The following is a 16,554-nucleotide window of genomic DNA, read 5'->3' on the forward strand; positions in this document are numbered from 1 at the left end:
GACGCCGGGCTCACGCTCCCGGCTCTCAGGCCCGCGGGTGGCGGGGCCGGAGCTCGCGGAAGAACGCGGTGATGTCGTCGGTGAGCGGGGCGGGTTGCTCGTAGGCGGCGAAGTGCCCGTCGCGGGGCATGCGGGTGTAGCACGCGAGGTGGTACGTCCGTTCGTTCCGGCTCCGGGGCGGTTGGGAGAGGTCTGCGGGGAACGGGGCGAGAGCGGTGGGAGCCACGTCTGATGTGAGGCCGGTGGCTCAGGCAGTGCGGTCTGCCTGCTGTTCTGCGGATGTGAGATGGGCCAGGCACAGCGAGGGCCCGACGAACGGCTCCAGCCGGTCCACGCTCAGGGGAGCGCGTACTTCCTTCAAGGCGCCTCGCATGAGTCCCAAGTGCAGGGAGCACACCACGTCGCGGTGCTCCTCGGCGACTTCCCTGAACGGGCAGTGGCGCAGCGGGATGACTGTGTCCGGTCCGTCCTGGACGGAACCGGGGGCGAAGCCGACGTCCGTGAGCACCTGGGTCAGTCGCCGGATGGCTTCGTCGGGGTTGATGCGCTGGGCCGGAGAGGGGGTGTCGGCAAGGTAGCGGCCCCATGCCTCGCCGGCGGTGACCGCGGCCTGTGCCGGCTGAGGCAGTGCCTCGGTGATGAGGCCGGTGAGCATCTGGGCGAGCAGCTGGTAGCTGCGGCGTCCTGCCGGTACCCGGGAAGCGGCGGCGCGGTAGACGGCGCGGGGCCTGCCTGGCCGGCCGCCTCCCTCGGTCCTGCGTTCGGCGAGCCCCTCCTTGACCAGCGTGTCGAGGTGGAAGCGGGCCGTGTTGGAGTGCAGGCCCGTCTGCTCGGCGATCTCACGTACACCCACGGCTTCGGGCGTGGCGCGCAGGACGTCGAGTACATGGGCACGGCTCTCGCCCGCAGTGGGAGGGCCGGCCGGATCAGGCAACGTCTGCTCACTCATTTCACAATTTTACCCAGTGTGCGTCGTAGAAACGAGTGAAAAATGACGCCCGCGTCCGCTGGCTGGCTTCGTCATTCGTCATTCGTCATTCGTCATTCGTCGTCGGGGTCGTCGAGTCGGGCCAGCCAGGTCGCGAGGCGGTCGGTGGGGATCTCGAACTCCGGGTTGAGGTCGACGAAGTACCGCAGCCGGTCGGCGAGCCAAGCCATGCTCACGGATTCCTGGCCGCGGCGGTCCAGGAGTTCGTCGATCGCCTGGTCGGTGACGTGCATCGCTCACCCTCTCGTGCGCCGTGCTGGTGGCATGGGCTGCGGGGCCGTTACGGGGTCGGATCGGAGCGGCGGCGGATCTGCATGCCGGGGCGGCGGCGGTGCACCGTCACGTAGGCCAAGCCGCCAGGCCCTGCGGTGATGCTGCGTGTCGAGCCGTGCGGCAGCCACAGGAGTACTCCTGCCGTCAGGGGCAGCGGCTCTGCGGGGGTGTTCATCACGCCGTCGCCGGTGACGACGAGTACCAGGACGTCCAGGTCGGGCTCGGCGTGGGTGGCGATGTGTTCCCCGGCGGGCAGCCGGATCAGGTTGGCGTCGAGCTGGCGGCCGGACTCGGCCAGTTTCCACAGGACGGCGGACGAATCCGGGGATTTGCCGGTGAGGGCCTGGACATCGCACAGCATGCGTGCCACGGCAGGCTCCTCCGGCTGCCCGCTGCTCCGCCTCTCAGACATCGTCGTCCGCCCGTGTGATACGGATCTGCCACTGCTCGGGCCCGGACTCGAGGTACTCCCAGGTGAAGCAGCCGGGGTGGGTGGCCTCGAACTCGCGGCGCAGCGGCTTGGGATCGTGGTTGTTGACCAGGACGAAGGACTCCCCGCCCGCGAGGCGGGCGAAGCGGGTGAAGATGCGCGGGTGACGCCGGCCGTGCGGGATCTCGCGGACGTCGACGATCTCCGGATCTTCAAGCCGGCCACCGGCCAGGACGGTGGTGAAGTCGCCGACGAGGGCGGACACGTCGGCTCCCGGCAGCGCCGCCAAGGCGGGCAGCAGCACAGTCCGCTCCACGCCGAGATGGACGGTGAGCATGCCCGCGAGGGTACGTGCCGCTCCCGCGCGTTCAGTGCTGTCCGTTACGGCAGTCAGCGAGTCCGTGTGCCGGCCGATGATCTCGGCGGTAACACGTAGGGCGCGGACCAGCAGCCTGGTTTCGGCCGCACCGGACGCGGCGGCGTACAGCGTCTGCTCGGTGGCCGTCAGCACGCGGTGCAGCTGATCGGTGAACGTGGTGGTGAGTTCCGTGTGGGGCTCGGTCAGCGCGACCAGCTGTTCCAGCAGTTGCCGGTGGGTCTCCTCGACGACGGCCCGCGCCCGGACGTCCGGGTCGGTGTCGGTTGCCTGGATGAACACCTCTGCAGCGGGTGACATGCGTGATCCTCTTTCCTCTCATGGGGCCGTGTGCGCCGGCATCGAAATTATTACATGTGGTTTCGTAAAAATTTGGGCCGAGGCGAACGGCGCTCGCGTGGTGTCGTGATCGCCCCAGCAGCATCGACACGCCGGACTGACCAGGACTCCGGCGGGTTGGTCACGTCACTGGGGATGCTGTACTGCGTTCCCCGTGGTCCAGTTGGACGCCGGCCTCGGTGAAGCTGTCGAGGGCGGGCAGGAGGACGGTCTGCTCCACCGCGAGGTGGGTGGTCAGGCGCGCCTCGATGCGCTGAGCGGTGGCCTTCGCGCGGTGCGGGTCGTCGGTGCGGGTGAGAGCGTCGATGTCCTGCTCGAGGGCGGTCGCGGCAGTTCGCAGGGCCCGGATGAGCAGGCGGGTCTCCGGGGATTCTGCCGCTGGGGCGTACAGGGCCTGGTCGGTGGCGTTCAGGTGTCGGCGCACCGGGCCGGTGCAGAAGTCGGTCAGGGTCGCCAGGGCGGTCTCCCGGGCGTCCGTGCTCAGTTCCAGTTCGGTCAGCAGCGCGACCTTCGGCCGCAGGCCGGCGAGCAGCCGCTGGGAAGCGGCGCGGATCCCGGCCCGTGCCTGGATGGCAGGGTCGCTCTCGCCGGCCTGGATGAAGACCTCGGACGTCAGCGTCATGGCTCTGGCCCCTCTCCTGGCAGCGCCCCGAACGGACGCCTTCAATTATTACATGTAGTATTCGTAGAAACTTGGTGCTGGAAACCTCTGAGACGAGAGGGGAGGTGCGCCGATGACCTACGTGATCGCGCAGCCGTGTGTCGATGTGAAGGACAGGGCGTGCGTCGAGGAATGCCCGGTGGACTGCATCTACGAGGGACAGCGGTCGCTGTACATCCATCCGGACGAATGCGTGGACTGCGGTGCGTGCGAGCCGGTCTGCCCTGTCGAGGCGATCTTCTACGAGGAGGACGTACCGGACCAGTGGTCGCAGTACACCCGCGCGAACGCCGAGTTCTTCGACGCGCTCGGATCGCCCGGGGGCGCCGCCAAGCTGGGATTGATCGAGCGTGACCATCCGCTGATCGCCGCTCTTCCGCCCCAGGGGGAGTGACGGCCCCGGAAGCCGCCACGGCCGCGCACCGGGCCCGGTACCCGTCCGGCTCGCCGGAGCGTGCCGTTCACCGATCGGCCCGGGCCTGCCCCCACGCCTCATGACCCGCATAACGAGGAAGGAACTCATGCACGTCGCCGAGATCGCCACCTCCCCCCGCCGCCGGGCGCCCGCGCCCGGCGTCCCGACCGCGGCCCTGCTCACCACCGCGGAAACCTCCGACCAGGTCGCCGTTCTCCACGTGGAACTGCCCGCGGGCGCCGCCATGCCCGAACACGACCACGGAGCCTCGCAGATCGTGCTCACCCCGCTGGCCGGATCCGTTGAGCTGCACCACAACGGCCAGGCTCGGACACTCACGGCCGGTACGGCCGCCGCCCACATCGCCCGCGGCGAGCGCGTCAGCCTGACCAACCCCGGTGATCAGCCGGCCTCGCTCATGGTCGTGGCCTCACCACCGGAGTTCGCGGACCGTCTCGCGTCCTGGCCGCCGGCCTGATCCACCCCACCCGACCGCCGTCCTTCGGCACGGCAGAGAGGCAACGCATCGATGAACACCACGTCGGCCGCGACCGCGGGCGCGGTCGTCTTCCTCTGGCTCGGAATGGTGCTGGCGATCTCCTTCCTTGAGGCGCCGCTGAAGTTCCGAGCGCCCGGGGTGACCATCCCCATCGGACTGGGCATCGGCCGGATGGTCTTCCGCGCACTGAACCTCGTCGAGGTCGTCCTGGCCGTCGTCGTCGTCGCGGCGGTGGCCGTCGGCGGCCCATCGGCGGCCGTCGTGGTGCTCACCGGCGCCGTGGCGGTGCTGCTCGCCGTACAACTGGGCGTGGTTCGCCCTCGGTTGAACCGCCGGTCGGACCGGGTTCTTGCCGGAGAGGAGCTGCCCCGCTCGCGCGGGCACGTCTACTACGTGGCCTTCGAGATCGCCAAGGTCATCGCCCTGACGGCGCTGGGGATCAGCCTGCTGGCGCGGTAGCCCGCCTGCCGGGCCGGGTCTGCATGGCGCGGTTGCCGTTTCCATGTCGGACAGCTTGACCAGCTCGGGTCAGTAGCGGACGCCGATGCGGCGCCAGCGGCGCCCGCTGGTGCCCGGTTCGGTGGGATGGGCGGCGGTGCGAGAGCGGTAGAGAATGAACGGCCGCCACAAGTACCACAGCGGGACGCTCCAGGCGTGGACCAGCCGGGTGAAGGGCCACACCGCGAGAATGGCCCACGCGGCGGTGGCATGGACCTGGTAGATCAGCGGAGCGTGGGAGATCGCGGCCACGTCCGGGTTGCCGGCGAACAGGCCGCGGAACCACAACGCCACGCTCTGACGGTAGTCGTAGCCGGCACCGAGGAGGTTGATGCCCATGGTGGGGATGATGCCGAGCACGATGACGACGGCGAGCAGGAGGAGGGCCACCCAGTCGACGGGGCTGGTGGTGGCACGGACCTTGGGCACGGTGGTCCGGCGGAAGGCGAGGATCACCACGCCGGAGATGACGGCGAGTGCGGCGACGGTGCCGCCGGTGGAGGAGAACCAGCGGTAGGTGTCCTCGGGGATGCCGAGCCACCGGGTGAACGACTCGGGGATGAGGATGCCCACGACGTGGCCGGCGATGGCCGCGAAGGTGCCGTAGTGGAAGAGCGGCCCGCCCCATTTCAGCAGGCGGCGCTCCTGGAGCTGGGTGGAGCGGCTGGTCCAGCCGAACTGGTCGTAGCGCCAGCGCCAGACGTGGCCGACGACGAAGGTGACAAGGGCGAGGTAGGGCAGGATGACCCACCACCACAGGTCCCAGGAACTCACCGGCCCTCCTTTGCGCTCAGGAACGCTCTCTGCGTCGGGTATGCGGATGGTGCCGGGCGTCCGGGCGGGGCGATCGGGTCCAGTCCGGTCTGCTCCGGTGGGCCGAAGGGCTCCAGGCCGACGTGTTCGCCCGGTGGTCCTTCGGCGGCCAGCCGTCGCCACGTGTCGCGCTCGTGGCGGGCTGGTTCGGGCAGCCGGCCGCAGAGGGTGTCGAGGACGGCGGCATAGGGGGTGGAGTGCTGGTGAAGCGCCTGCCGGAGGAGTTCGAGTCCGGCCCGGCATTGCAGCAGGATGCGGTGGCCGGGTTCGGGGGCGAGGGCGGCGAACTCCAGGATCAGCGGCAGGAAGTCCGGCAGCTCCGCCTCGGGCGGTTCGTGTCCGGCCTGGCGGTAGGTGTGTTTGAGGGCGAGCAGGGCCATGCCGCGGGCGCGGGTGTCGCCGTGCCGGTAGTAGGTCAGGTGCAGGCTGCGGCGGCGGGTGTGGTCGAAGGTGTCGACGTACTGCTGGGCGGTCTCGGTGGGGGGCAGGTACAGCAGGTGGTCGCAGGCGGTGGCGAGCCGGGTGCGGTCGGCCGGGTCGGCGATTGCGGGGAGTGCGGTGGTGATGTCGTCGAGGCAGGCGAGCATCGTTTGGTCCGGGTAGCGCAGGAGGACCGAGGCGACGCGGTGCACCAGGGGCGTGTCGGCTGACGGGTGGCGGGAGATCACCGGCCGCTCCCGTCGCCGAAGAGGCCGGGGGCGGGGCCGGTGCCGTTCCAGCCGAGGAGGTTGAAGCGGACCTTTCCGTCGCCGTCGCGGAACTGGCTGCCGCCGCCTGACGGGTTCAGGCCGGGCAGGGGTGGCGGGGCGGGGGTGAGTTGGTCTTCGTCGTGGGCGGCGAGACCGGACACGCCGCCGGGGTGGTCGAGGGAGCAGTGCTGGGCCATGAGGGCGCCGGAGCCCTCGGCGTGCACCCGGGGGACGACGTAGCGGTCGTCGTACTTGGCGATGGCCAGCAGCCGGTACAGGTCCTCGATGTCCTGGGCGCTTGCGCCGACCTGGCCGAGGAGGTCCTGGTCGGGCGGGTCGCCGAGCTGCTGGGCGCGCATGTGGGCGCGCATCGCGGTCAGTTTGCGCAGGACGCCCTCCACCACGGTGGTGTCACCGGCGGTGAAGAGGTTGGCCAGGTACTCCATGGGGATGCGCAGGGAGTCGATGGCGGCGAACACGCGGTCGGGGTCGTCGTCGTGGTAGCCGGTGGCGTGCACGGCGTCCGTGACCGGGGACAGGGGCGGGACGTACCAGACCATGGGCATGGTGCGGTACTCCGGGTGCAGCGGCAGCGCCACCCGGTGCTTCTTGATCAGCGCGTACACCGGGGATCGCCGGGCGGCCTGGATCCAGTCGTGGGCGATGCCGTCACGCTCGGCCGCAGCGACCACGTCCGGGTCGTGCGGATCGAGGAAGACCGACAGTTGCGCCTCGTACAGGTCCTTGTCGTCCTTGACGGAGGCGGCCTGGAGGACGGCATCGGCGTCGTACAGCATCACGCCGAGGTGGCGCAGCCGGCCCACGCAGGTCTCGGAGCAGATGGTGGGCTGCCCGGCCTCGATGCGCGGGTAGCAGAAGGTGCACTTCTCGGCCTTGCCGGTGCGGTGGTTGAAGTAGACCTTCTTGTACGGGCAGCCCGACACACAGAACCGCCAGCCGCGGCAGCGGTCCTGGTCGACCAGGACGATGCCGTCCTCCTCACGCTTGTACATCGCCCCCGAGGGGCAGGAGGCGACGCAGGAGGGGTTGAGGCAGTGCTCGCAGATCCGCGGCAGGTAGAACATGAACGCCTGCTCGAACTCCATCCGCACCCGTTCTGCCATCCCCTTCAGGTTCGGGTCGGCGGTGGCGTAGTCGGCGGCTCCGGCGAGGTCGTCGTCCCAGTTCGGGCCGTGCACCGGGCGCATGTCCCGGCCGGTGAGCTGGGATTTGGGGCGGGCGCTGGTGAAGCTGTCGGACAGCGGCGCGGTGGTCAGGCTCTGGTAGTCGTAGGTCCACGGTTCGTAGAAGTCGTCGAGCGAGGGCAGGTCGGGGTTGTAGAAGATGGTGGCCAGTTTGCGCAGCCGGCCGCCGGCCTTGAGCTTCAGCTTGCCGCGGCGGTTCAGGGTCCAGCCGCCCTTCCACTTCTCCTGGTCCTCATACCGGCGCGGGTATCCGGCGCCCGGTTTGGTCTCGACGTTGTTGAACCAGACGTACTCCGATCCGGGCCGGTTGGTCCAGGTCTGCTTGCAGGTGACCGAGCAGGTGTGGCAGCCGATGCACTTGTCGAGGTTCATCACCATCGCCACCTGCGCCATCACCCGTCCGATGGTGGCTCCGCCACGGGGCATCAGAAGTCCACCTCCTGGCTGCGCCGCCGGATGACGGTGATCTCGTCGCGTTGGTTGCCGGTGGGGCCGATGTAGTTGAAGCCGTAGGAGAACTGGGCGTAGCCGCCGATCAGATGGGTCGGTTTGATCAGCAGGCGGGTGAGGGAGTTGTCACCGCCGCCGTGCAGGCCGGAGGTCTCCGTCTTCGGCACGTTCAGGTGCCGGTCCATGGTGTGGTACATGTACACCGTCCCCTCGGGCATGCGGTGGGTGACCACCGCGCGGCAGGCCACGACCCCGTTGCGGTTGTACGCCTCGATCCAGTCGTTGTCCGCGACCCCGATCTTCTCCGCGTCCTTCGGGCTCATCCAGATCACCGGGCCGCCGCGGAAGAGGGTGAGCATGTGCAGGTTCTCCTGGTACTCGGAGTGGATGGACCACTTCGAGTGCGGGGTCAGGTAGCGCACCACGAGTTCGGGGTGGCCGTCCGGTGAGCGGGTCGGCTCGCCGAAGTGGGCCATCATGTTCAGCGGTGGCCGGTAGACGGGCAGTTGTTCGCCGAACTCGGCCATCCAGTCGTGGTCGAGGAAGAAGTGCTGGCGGCCGGTGAGGGTGTGCCAGGGCTTGAGGCGTTCGACGTTGACGGTGAACGGGGAGTAGCGGCGGCCGCCGGACTCGGTGCCGGACCACTCCGCCGAGGTGATCACCGCACGGGGCTGGGTGCGGGTGTCCTCGAAGGTGATGCGGTCGCCGGAGCGTTCCTCGGCCAGGTCGGCAAGGTCCACGCCGGTGCGCTCCTCCAGCGCGCGCAGCGACTGAACGGCCAGGCGGCCGTTGGTGGTGCCGGACAGGGCGAGGATCGCCTCGCAGAACTGGTCGTCGCGGGCGATCGAGGGACGGCCGTCGGCGATGCCACCGTGCACGGTGCCGTTGCTGGAGCGCAGGTAGGCGATCTCCTCAGTGGGTTTCCAGGTCAGGCCCTTGGTGGTGGTGCCCAGACTGTCCAGCAGCGGCCCGATGGCGGCCATCTTCTCGGCCACCGCGGTGTAGTCGCGTTCCACCACGATCAGCTTCGGCATCGTCCTGCCCGGTACCGGCTCGCACTCGCCTGCCCTCCAGTCGCGCACCCGCCCGTGCGGCTGCGCCAACTCGTCGGCCGTGTCGTGGGCGAGCGGGGCGGCGATCACGTCGCGGCGCACGCCGAGATGGGTGGCGGCCAGGCGGGAGAACTCGGCGGCGATGGTGTGGAAGATGTCGAAGTCTGTCCGCGTCTGCCAGGGCGGTGCGATCGCCGGGCTGAAGGCGTGCACGAAGGGGTGCATGTCGGTGGAGGACAGGTCGTACTTCTCGTACCAGGTGGCAGCCGGCAGCACCACGTCGGAGAACAGGCAGGTGCTGGTCATGCGGAAGTCGACGGCCACCGACAGGTCGAGTTTGCCGACGGGGGCCTGTTCGCGCCAGGTGACGTCCTTGGGTCGCACCTCCGGCGGGGTCTCGGTGGCGGTGACGGCGTCGTCGGTGCCGAGCAGGTGGCGCAGCATGTACTCGTGGCCCTTCATCGACGACGCGAACAGGTTCGCCCGCCAGATGAGCAGTACACGGGGGAAGTTGGCCGGGTCGTCGGGGTCCTCGGCGGCGAAGCGCAACCTGCCGGCCTTCAGCTCCTCGACGACGTACTCCGGTACGTCCTTGCCGGCCCGTTCGGCCTCGTCGCACACGTCGAGGGGGTTGCGGTCGAACGTGGGGTGCGAGGGCATCCAGCCCAGCCGGGCGGCCAGCGCGTTGCAGTCCGGCAGGGTACGTCCCGCCAGCCGGCCCTCCCCCAGGGGGCTGGCCAGTGTGTCGGCGGGGAACGCCTCGTAGCGCCACTGGTCGGTGGCCAGCCAGAACAGCGGCGTGCCCACCATGTGCCGGGTGGGCCGCTGCCAGTCCAGGCCGAACGCGAGATGGAACCAGCCGGTCAGCGGCCGTACCTTCTCCTGGCCGACGTAGTGCGCCCAGCCGCCGCCGTTCACCCCTTGGCTGCCGGTCAGCATCACCAGCGACAGAAACGCCCGGTAGATCTGGTCGGAGTGGAACCAGTGGTTGGTGCCCGCCCCCATCGCGATCATCGAACGGCCACCGGTGCGCTCGGCGTTGCGGGCGAACTCCCGCGCCACCCGCGCCGCCGCCTTCGCCGGCACCGAGGTGATCGCCTCCTGCCAGGCCGGGGTGCAGGGCGCGTCGGCGTCGTCGTACCCCGTCGGCCACTCACCCGGCAGGCCCTCGCGGGCCACCCCGTACTGGGCCATCACCAGGTCGAAGACCGTAGTCACCAGGTGCCCGCTGACCCGCATCGCCGGCACACCGCGCCGCAGCACCCCGCCGGACTCGCCCGGTCCTGCGTCGAACCGCGGCAGGCCGACGGCCACCGCCGCGCCGTCCGGCCGGCCGTGCAGGGACAGCAGCGGATCCGCCCCTTTCAGGTTCAGGTTCCACCGGGGGCCGCCGTCCTGGGACGTCCAGCGAAAACCCAGCGACCCGTTCGGCACCACCGGTTCGCCCGTCCGGGCATCGAGCAGCACCGTCTTGAACTCGGCCGCCTCCTCCTCACCGTCCCGGCCGGGCAGGTCGGCGGCCGTGAGGAACTTGTCCGGCACGTACCCACCGCCGTCGCGCTCGCGCAGCCGCACCAGGAACGGCAGGTCGGTGTACGTCTTCGCGTACTCGGTGAAGTACGGCACCTGCCGGTCGCGGTAGAACTCGCTCAGGATGACGTGCCCCATGGCCATCGCCAGCGCGCCGTCCGTGCCCGGAGCCGCCGCGAGCCAGTCGTCGGCGAACTTGGTGTGGTCCCCGTAGTCCGGGGAGACCACCACGACCTTCTGCCCCTTGTAACGGGCCTCGGTCATGAAGTGCGCGTCCGGGGTGCGCGTGATCGGCAGATTGGTGCCCCACACGATCAGGTAGCCGGCGTTCCACCAGTCGCCGGACTCCGGCACGTCCGTCTGGTCACCGAACACCTGCGGCGAGGCCATCGGCAGGTCGGCGTACCAGTCGTAGAACGAGGAGATCGTGCCGCCGATCATCGACAGGTACCGGGTGCCGGCCGCGTACGAGGCCATCGACATCGCCGGGATCGGGGAGAACCCCACGATCCGGTCCGGACCGTACCGCTTGACCGTGTGGACCTGCGCCGCCGCCACCAGTTCGGTGACCTCCTGCCAGGTGCCGCGCACGAACCCGCCCTTGCCCCGCGCCCGCTTGTACGCCGCCGAGCGCTCCGGATCCCCGGTCAGCCACGCCCACGCCTCGACGGGATCCGCGTGCCGTGCCTTCGCCTGCCGCCACAACTGAAGCAGCGGGCCGCGCACATACGGGTAGCGGATCCGGGTGGGCGAGTAGGTGTACCAGGAGAACGACGCGCCGCGCGGGCAGCCCCGCGGCTCGTACTCCGGAGAGTCCGGCCCCACCGAGGGATAGTCGGTCGCCTGCGTCTCCCAGGTGATCAGACCGTCCTTGACAAACACCCGCCAGGAGCAGGACCCCGTGCAGTTCACCCCGTGCGTGGAGCGCACCTCCCGGTCGTGGCGCCACCGCTCCCGGTAGAACTCCTCCGCCGCCCGGCCGCCCTCGCGGTACAGCATCCGCCGGTCGGGGGACTGGGTGCCCGGGAAGAAGTACTGCGCCGTCCGCATCAGCCGCTCCGCCGCGGCATCGGCCCGGTCGGTGCTCACACCATTCGCCTCCTCGGATGCTGCAGCTGCCTACTCGCGCGTTGTGCGCACCCATGCCTCGCGTGACCGGCCGTGGGGACGGTGGCCACCATGCTCTTCCGAACAGCCGAACCGAACACGCCCGACACTCCGTCAGTCCATATACCTGCAGACAAGAAGCTCGAAAGGCCGAAACGCGGCGGCCCCGTAGGCAGGCCAGCGTCGGTGCAATGCGCAGGGGGCCGGCCATACAGCGAGGCGTACCGCCGCTGCCGTGGCCACCGGACTACCCCCTTTCCGTCTGCTCACCCACGCGCGGGCTCGCCGGCCCCGCCGCGGACGGCGCGGTACAGGGGCCGCGTCCGGATCCGCACACGGTCAGTGTTGGGGCCCACTACCCGAATGGCAATCGGCCAATCGCACAAGCAGCCTTTCGCGCATCCCCGTCACTTGGCTTCCGGCTGTCGGGAGCGCTGGAGCGAGGTGGCCGGTGCTGAGAGCATCCCGGCGAGGACCATTGCCCACACGGCCGGCGCCGCCCACGCCTCGCCGGCGCCGGCCGCGGCCATCCAGCCCCGGCCTGCCGCCTCGCCCGGTTCCCGGGTCGCCACCCCGTACATGCCGATGGGAAAGACTATGCTCCGCCGACTTGTCTCATACCGCAGCGGCACGCGGTGCGGCACGTGCCGCCACAGACCCAGGGCGAGCAGCAGCGGGATCAGCCGGAGTTCCTTCGGCTCGACGGGCTCCAGCAGGGGGCCAGTGCCAGCGCGGCCACCGGCAGGTGCAGCAGCCCGACGGCCCAGCACACCATGCGCCACAGAACGCAGCCGTGAGCGGTGAAGCTGAGCAGGCCCCCCGGGCACCCACCGCTCCAGCGCATCCGGTGGTGGCGGGCTACGACGGATCCACGGCCAGCCGCGGCGCGCCGGCGGGGGCGACCGGACTGGCCCGCCGGACCGGACGGCCGCTGCGCGTGGCGTACATCAGCCCCGTCCCCATGTCGTACGACCCGGGGACGGTCGTCGTTCCTGTGGCCGAGCGGGAGGCCGATGCGCTGGCCCGGCTGCGTGCAGAACTCGCCGACACGCTCCCCGCGGCCACGCCGGCCGGGCTGGACGTCCACGTCGCCGCCTGCATGGGGGATGCGGCCCGGGAGCCGGCCCGTCTGGCGGACGAGCACCAGGCCGACGCGCTGGTGCTCGGCGCTCCGGAGCACCGGCTGCACCACCTCATCGGGCCGACACCGGTGTGGATGGCCCGCCACGCGCACTGCCCCGTCGTCATCCTGCCCTGACCTTGCTCCACGTATGGTCGGCGCGACGGGGAAAAACGGACGCAGCGGCCTTCTGAGACGGGGGCAGGCGGCGCACCGCCGGGGCCTGCTTCCGGCCAGGTGAGCGCGTAGTGTGACATGGCGGGGCGACAGGCTGACGGCGCCCGGCGCCGAGAGGAAGCACCATGGCGCACAATCCGTGGCAGCGGTGGAGGCGGGGACAGGCCGGGGGCGGAGTTGTCGCACGACCGCCGCAGCGTGCTTTGGACCGGCACCGGCTGCGGCACCTGCTGGACGCGGTCGGGGCGGTCAGCACCGACATGGATACACGCACCGTGCTGCGCCGCATCGTGGAAGCCGCCACCGATCTCGTCGCCGCGCGCTACGGGGCGCTGGGCGTGCTCAACGAGAGCGGAAGGGTCGTCGACCTGATCACCGTGGGCATCGATGATCCGCGGCTGTGCGCCGCCATGGGCCTGCCGCAGGGCCATGGCCTGCTGCACACCATGGTGGACGACCGGGAGCCGTTGCGGGTGGCGGATGTGGCCGCCCACCCTCGTGCGGCCGGCTTTCCGCCCGGGCACCCGGTCATGCGGACGCTGCTGGGCGTCCCGCTCATGGTGCGCGGCACGGTCTACGGTGACCTCTACGTCGCTGACAAGAGGGACGGTACGCCTTTCGATGACGACGACGAGGATCTGCTGGCGGCTCTGGCCAGTGCTGCGGGCGTCAGTCTCGAAAACGCCCGCCTGTACGAGCAGCTCCGACGTGCCGCCGAGCACTTCCAGCGCCGTATGCTGCCCGTGCTTCCCGATCTTGCGCCGCTTGAGGCTGCCGCCCGCTACGAGCCCGCCTCCGAGCTGCCCAGGCTGGGTGGGGACTGGTACGACGCCATGGCTCTGCCGGACGGCGCCACCTGTGTGGTGGTGGGCGACGTGACCGGCCACGACGTGGAGGCCGCCCCGCTGATGGGGCAGATCCGCAACATGCTGCGGGCGCTTGCCTTCGACCGGGGCGAGCCGCCCGGCCTGGTCGTGTCCCGGCTGGACCAGGCCCTGACGATGTTCGACGAGCCGCCGACGGCCACTTTGGTGTTCGGCCGCATCGAGCCCGGCCGCGGCGAGGCCGGCCAGTACACGTTCGGCTGGAGCAACGCGGGGCATCTGCCGCCGCTGCTGGTCGGTGCGGACGGCAGCACCCGATACCTGGCACCCGCCCGACACGGAATCCCGGTGGGGATCGAGGCGTCCGTTCCCAGGTTCAGCCACGAACACCCCCTTCCGCCCGGCAGCACCCTGCTGTTGTTCACCGACGGGCTGGTCGAGCGCCGCGACCAGGACATCGACACCGGGCTTGACGACTTGGCCGAGCAGGTCGCCCGCCTGGCCACAGCCCCGCTTGAGGAGCTGTGCGACACCCTGATCAGCCGGAGCCGGCAGGTGTTCGACGACGACGTCGCCCTGCTCGCCATGCGCACCCCCTCGGACGGCCCGGCACGGTGAGACATGAATCCTGGCCTCTTGACGTGCCGGGCTTCGCGGGCGGTCGTCCTGACGGGGTGGCGGTCAGGATGGCCGCAGGGTGCGCAGGGCGTAGGGCAGGATGCCGCCGTGGCGGTGGTCGGCCTCGGTGGGGGTGTCGATGCGTACCCGCGCGGTGAACCGGACGGAGCCGGCGGGGCCGTCGGCGGGGGCGGTGACCTGTGGCGGCAGTCCCTCGGCGTCAGCGTCTGCCGGGCCGCGGACGGTGTAGGTTCCTCGCCGGTCAGACCGGGGGATTCGCTTCTGCGTAGCGTCCGCGCGGTGATCGCGGCTCGCCCGGGAGATCGGATCCCCGCTGGGGTGCCGTCTGCTGTTCCCACGGCCGGCGTCCCTTCGCCGGTGCCGGGGCTGCCGATCCGGTCACCGGGAGCCTTCTTCTCTGTTCAAGCCTGCCGGACAAGGGCAGACCGTGCGATCTCAGCGTGACTTGCCCGCCGTATGACAGGCGGAGCCGAACGGGTACCTGCATGCGGATGGCGTAGGCCCGCCTGCCGGGGCACGTGCGCGGTGATACGACGGGCACAGGGCACCAGCGAGCACCGGAGGGACGTCTGGGATGCCGAAGGTCGCCGTCGACGGGCTCGGCCGCATCGGTCGCGCCGCGCTGAAGATCCTCCACGACGCGGACGGCGTGGAAACCGCCGCCGTCAACGACCTCGTCCAGGTGGACAACCTCGCCTACCTGCTGGCGCACGACAGCGACTACGGCCGCTACGGCAGGACGGTCGCGGTGAGCGGCGGCGCACCGAGCATCGACGGACACCCGGTGCCGGTGTACGCCGAACGCGATCCGGCCCGGCTGCCGTGCAAGGAACTGGGCATCGACCTGGTCTTGGAGCGCACCGGTGCCTTCCGCCGCGAGGAGGACTTGCGGCGCCGCCTTCAGGCCGGAGCGCGTTTCGTCATCCTGTCCGCGCCGGCACGGACCGGGACGGTGCCCGCCGTCGTGCAGGGCGTGAGCCAAGCCCCCAAGGACCTGCAGGTCATCTCCTGCGCGAGCTGCACCACCAACCGCATCACCGCGCGAACTCACCGCCGGCACCGTGATGGCCCTGACCCTGTCCATCGACCACCGGACCCTCGACGGAACCACCGGCGCCGTCTTCCTCACCGACCTCAAGACACTGCTCGAACAGCCGATGCGCATCGTCGTGCAACTGGAGGCACTGATGACCGAGTCCGTCTACCATCCGGCCACACCGGAGATCGGCGCCCGCCGCGCCCAACTCGCCCCGGCCGTCAACGAGGCGTTCGAGAACTTCAGCCGGGCTGTGTTCGCCGAGGGAGCGCTGCCGGAGAAGACCAAGCAGTTGATCGCCGTGGCCGTCGCCCACGTCACACAGTGCCCGTACTGCATTCAGGGGCACACACGCCTCGCGCAGCGCAAGGGCAACAGCCCGGAAGAGATCATGGAAGCCATCTGGGTCGCCGCCGAGATGCGCGCCGGGGGCGCCTACGCCCACTCCACACTCGCCCTGCACACGATGGGAGAGACCGCACCCCGCGGATAACGCAGGACTGGGCAGGGACGCGGAGGCGGGCACACCACGCAGCGCCATACGTCCGCGGTTCATGACGGGTCATGCTCATCCTGCCCGTCATGACCGCCAAGGGCTTCGACGCGGGTGGCGGTCACACGCGGTCGTAGACGAGCAGTCCGTCAGCGCGCAGCCGGGCTCCCACGGTCGGACGGTGCTCGGTGAGCCGGCCGTCGTGAGCCAGGTGCAGTACTCGAGCGTGGCGCGCGAGGACTGCGAAATCGGCGATGATCCGCCGGTGGCAGCGCCACCACACGGACTCGCCGCACATCACGGCGGTGCGGACATCGGCCGCCTGCCGCAGCAACCCGTTTATGGCCGCCAGGAAGTCCGGGGTGCGGGTGTGACCCGCGTATCCGCGGAAGGAGGCGTTCTCCCAGAAGACATCGGGGGAATCAGGGGCCACCTTCCGAAAGCCTCCCAGCCGCTGCTCCCACCGGTAGTCGATCCCTTCCTCCGGCAGCCACCGCCGGAGTGCTTCCCGGCCCACGTCGGGGTTGTGCCGGCTGCCGGGCGCGGTCCGTACGTCGACAACGGCCCGTATGCCGACGCCGTGCAGCAGGGCGGCCAACTGCTCGTGTCCCGCAGTGCCATGCCCGAACGTCAGCAGCGTCACCCCTGACGATGTGTGGTGCATCATGCGTGTGGGGTGCGCTTGGTTGCCGCCGAGGCGGCCAGGGCGAGGTGGCGACGTGGTTGGTGCGGACAGGTGCGGGTCAGGTGGGAGACGTCGCTGACATGGCCGTGCAGGCCGTTGCCGCCCCAGGAGATGCGTTGAATGGCGAACGCCGCGGGCGCCCCGTGCTGTGGGTCGGTGTCCTTGACCATCTGATCGGGGACGTCCTCGCGGAACTCCGACTGGCCGTCGGGATGGACGAGCGCGTGGATACCGGTCATGGGACTGTCCGATGTG

19 protein-coding genes and 2 pseudogenes are annotated in these 16,554 nt (G+C 70.3%); 8 read left to right on the forward strand and 13 right to left on the reverse strand.

The annotated features are described in order from the left end of the window. Nucleotides 1–25: 25 nt before the first annotated feature. The 6 genes from LQ326_RS10160 to LQ326_RS10185 form a co-directional block, all read right to left on the reverse strand. Nucleotides 26–226: a hypothetical protein gene (locus LQ326_RS10160; RefSeq protein ID WP_234534824.1), complete on the reverse strand. Its 201-nt coding sequence runs from the start codon at nucleotides 224–226 to the stop codon at nucleotides 26–28. Nucleotides 227–247: 21 nt separating this feature from the next. Further along, entirely contained in the window at nucleotides 248–949 is a 702-nt protein-coding gene (locus LQ326_RS10165) for a helix-turn-helix transcriptional regulator (protein ID WP_234534826.1), read from the reverse strand. A gap of 92 nt (nucleotides 950–1,041) precedes the next feature. Next, entirely contained in the window at nucleotides 1,042–1,221 is a 180-nt protein-coding gene (locus LQ326_RS10170; RefSeq protein WP_234534828.1) for a DUF6104 family protein, read from the reverse strand. A 47-nt stretch (nucleotides 1,222–1,268) separates the two neighbouring features. Continuing rightward, entirely contained in the window at nucleotides 1,269–1,622 is a 354-nt protein-coding gene (locus tag LQ326_RS10175; protein WP_308401888.1) for a hypothetical protein, read from the reverse strand. A gap of 43 nt (nucleotides 1,623–1,665) precedes the next feature. Beyond that, entirely contained in the window at nucleotides 1,666–2,367 is a 702-nt protein-coding gene (locus LQ326_RS10180; protein WP_234534832.1) for a DUF2249 domain-containing protein, read from the reverse strand. Between the two features lie 160 nt (nucleotides 2,368–2,527). Beyond that, on the reverse strand, nucleotides 2,528–3,028 hold the full coding sequence (locus LQ326_RS10185) for a hypothetical protein (RefSeq protein ID WP_234534834.1): 501 nt from the start codon (nucleotides 3,026–3,028) through the stop codon (nucleotides 2,528–2,530). A 112-nt stretch (nucleotides 3,029–3,140) separates the two neighbouring features. On the opposite strand from LQ326_RS10185, the gene fdxA reads away from it, so the two are divergent. From fdxA to LQ326_RS10200, 3 genes are all read left to right on the forward strand, one after another. Continuing rightward, nucleotides 3,141–3,461, forward strand: a complete 321-nt coding sequence (fdxA, locus tag LQ326_RS10190) for a ferredoxin (RefSeq protein ID WP_234534836.1) — start codon at nucleotides 3,141–3,143, stop codon at nucleotides 3,459–3,461. A gap of 127 nt (nucleotides 3,462–3,588) precedes the next feature. Continuing rightward, a complete protein-coding gene (locus tag LQ326_RS10195; protein WP_234534838.1) occupies nucleotides 3,589–3,960 on the forward strand; it encodes a cupin domain-containing protein in 372 nt (123 codons plus the stop codon). 51 nt (nucleotides 3,961–4,011) lie between these two features. Then, complete coding sequence (locus LQ326_RS10200) at nucleotides 4,012–4,440, forward strand: hypothetical protein (RefSeq protein ID WP_234534840.1); 429 nt, start codon at nucleotides 4,012–4,014, stop codon at nucleotides 4,438–4,440. Between the two features lie 69 nt (nucleotides 4,441–4,509). Here LQ326_RS10200 and narI read toward each other — a convergent pair whose 3' ends face one another. The 5 genes from narI to LQ326_RS10225 all read right to left on the reverse strand — a co-directional run bounded on the left by narI (nucleotide 4,510) and on the right by LQ326_RS10225 (nucleotide 11,906). Next, a complete protein-coding gene (gene narI, locus LQ326_RS10205) occupies nucleotides 4,510–5,253 on the reverse strand; it encodes a respiratory nitrate reductase subunit gamma (RefSeq protein WP_234534842.1) in 744 nt (247 codons plus the stop codon). Continuing rightward, entirely contained in the window at nucleotides 5,250–5,960 is a 711-nt protein-coding gene (gene narJ, locus LQ326_RS10210; RefSeq protein ID WP_234534844.1) for a nitrate reductase molybdenum cofactor assembly chaperone, read from the reverse strand. The genes narI and narJ overlap by 4 nt, the downstream gene beginning before the upstream one ends. After that, a complete protein-coding gene (gene narH / locus LQ326_RS10215; protein ID WP_234534846.1) occupies nucleotides 5,957–7,612 on the reverse strand; it encodes a nitrate reductase subunit beta in 1,656 nt (551 codons plus the stop codon). Before narH ends, narJ begins: the two co-directional genes overlap by 4 nt. After that, the gene (locus LQ326_RS10220; RefSeq protein ID WP_234534893.1) at nucleotides 7,612–11,268 is read right to left on the reverse strand and encodes a nitrate reductase subunit alpha; all 3,657 of its coding nucleotides are present in this window, start codon (nucleotides 11,266–11,268) and stop codon (nucleotides 7,612–7,614) included. Before LQ326_RS10220 ends, narH begins: the two co-directional genes overlap by 1 nt. Before the next feature lie 464 nt (nucleotides 11,269–11,732). After that, a complete protein-coding gene (locus LQ326_RS10225; RefSeq protein ID WP_234534848.1) occupies nucleotides 11,733–11,906 on the reverse strand; it encodes a hypothetical protein in 174 nt (57 codons plus the stop codon). Nucleotides 11,907–12,118: 212 nt separating this feature from the next. On the opposite strand from LQ326_RS10225, the gene LQ326_RS10230 reads away from it, so the two are divergent. The 5 genes and pseudogenes from LQ326_RS10230 (at nucleotide 12,119) to LQ326_RS10240 (ending at nucleotide 15,614) form a co-directional block, all read left to right on the forward strand. Further along, on the forward strand, nucleotides 12,119–12,583 hold the full coding sequence (locus LQ326_RS10230) for a universal stress protein (protein ID WP_234534850.1): 465 nt from the start codon (nucleotides 12,119–12,121) through the stop codon (nucleotides 12,581–12,583). Between the two features lie 164 nt (nucleotides 12,584–12,747). Next, nucleotides 12,748–14,064, forward strand: a complete 1,317-nt coding sequence (locus LQ326_RS10235) for a PP2C family protein-serine/threonine phosphatase (RefSeq protein ID WP_234534852.1) — start codon at nucleotides 12,748–12,750, stop codon at nucleotides 14,062–14,064. 595 nt (nucleotides 14,065–14,659) lie between these two features. Then, nucleotides 14,660–14,950 (forward strand): annotated as a pseudogene (locus LQ326_RS48650) (glyceraldehyde 3-phosphate dehydrogenase NAD-binding domain-containing protein); the annotation flags it as partial. A 181-nt stretch (nucleotides 14,951–15,131) separates the two neighbouring features. After that, nucleotides 15,132–15,242 (forward strand): annotated as a pseudogene (locus LQ326_RS47810) (2-oxo acid dehydrogenase subunit E2); the annotation flags it as partial. A 30-nt stretch (nucleotides 15,243–15,272) separates the two neighbouring features. Further along, nucleotides 15,273–15,614: a carboxymuconolactone decarboxylase family protein gene (locus LQ326_RS10240; RefSeq protein WP_268206900.1), complete on the forward strand. Its 342-nt coding sequence runs from the start codon at nucleotides 15,273–15,275 to the stop codon at nucleotides 15,612–15,614. A 121-nt stretch (nucleotides 15,615–15,735) separates the two neighbouring features. On the opposite strand, the gene LQ326_RS10245 is transcribed toward LQ326_RS10240, so the two are convergent. Together LQ326_RS10245 and LQ326_RS10250 are read right to left on the reverse strand one after the other, a co-directional pair. After that, on the reverse strand, nucleotides 15,736–16,281 hold the full coding sequence (locus LQ326_RS10245; protein ID WP_234534854.1) for a DUF488 domain-containing protein: 546 nt from the start codon (nucleotides 16,279–16,281) through the stop codon (nucleotides 15,736–15,738). Further along, the coding region (locus tag LQ326_RS10250; protein WP_234534856.1) for a hypothetical protein at nucleotides 16,278–16,554 on the reverse strand (277 nt) is incomplete at its 5' end. The genes LQ326_RS10245 and LQ326_RS10250, both read right to left, overlap by 4 nt.

The sequence above is a fragment of the Streptomyces shenzhenensis genome, from assembly GCF_021462265.1.
Taxonomy (GTDB): Bacteria; Actinomycetota; Actinomycetes; order Streptomycetales; family Streptomycetaceae; genus Streptomyces; species Streptomyces shenzhenensis.

Bases quoted from the DNA above. Each gene is read 5' to 3' on its own strand.
- LQ326_RS10180 (WP_234534832.1), bottom strand. From the start codon at position 2,367: ATGTCACCCGCTGCAGAGGTGTTCATCCAGGCAACCGACACCGACCCG.
- LQ326_RS10200 (WP_234534840.1), top strand. From the start codon at position 4,012: ATGAACACCACGTCGGCCGCGACCGCGGGCGCGGTCGTCTTCCTCTGG.
- LQ326_RS10235 (WP_234534852.1), top strand. From the start codon at position 12,748: ATGGCGCACAATCCGTGGCAGCGGTGGAGGCGGGGACAGGCCGGGGGC.
- LQ326_RS10195 (WP_234534838.1), top strand. From the start codon at position 3,589: ATGCACGTCGCCGAGATCGCCACCTCCCCCCGCCGCCGGGCGCCCGCG.
- LQ326_RS10175 (WP_308401888.1), bottom strand. From the start codon at position 1,622: ATGCTGTGCGATGTCCAGGCCCTCACCGGCAAATCCCCGGATTCGTCC.
- LQ326_RS10220 (WP_234534893.1), bottom strand. From the start codon at position 11,268: ATGCGGACGGCGCAGTACTTCTTCCCGGGCACCCAGTCCCCCGACCGG.
- fdxA (WP_234534836.1), top strand. From the start codon at position 3,141: ATGACCTACGTGATCGCGCAGCCGTGTGTCGATGTGAAGGACAGGGCG.
- LQ326_RS10165 (WP_234534826.1), bottom strand. From the start codon at position 949: ATGAGTGAGCAGACGTTGCCTGATCCGGCCGGCCCTCCCACTGCGGGC.
- LQ326_RS10185 (WP_234534834.1), bottom strand. From the start codon at position 3,028: ATGACGCTGACGTCCGAGGTCTTCATCCAGGCCGGCGAGAGCGACCCT.
- LQ326_RS10240 (WP_268206900.1), top strand. From the start codon at position 15,273: ATGACCGAGTCCGTCTACCATCCGGCCACACCGGAGATCGGCGCCCGC.
- narH (WP_234534846.1), bottom strand. From the start codon at position 7,612: ATGCCCCGTGGCGGAGCCACCATCGGACGGGTGATGGCGCAGGTGGCG.
- LQ326_RS10245 (WP_234534854.1), bottom strand. From the start codon at position 16,281: ATGATGCACCACACATCGTCAGGGGTGACGCTGCTGACGTTCGGGCAT.
- LQ326_RS10225 (WP_234534848.1), bottom strand. From the start codon at position 11,906: ATGTACGGGGTGGCGACCCGGGAACCGGGCGAGGCGGCAGGCCGGGGC.
- LQ326_RS10170 (WP_234534828.1), bottom strand. From the start codon at position 1,221: ATGCACGTCACCGACCAGGCGATCGACGAACTCCTGGACCGCCGCGGC.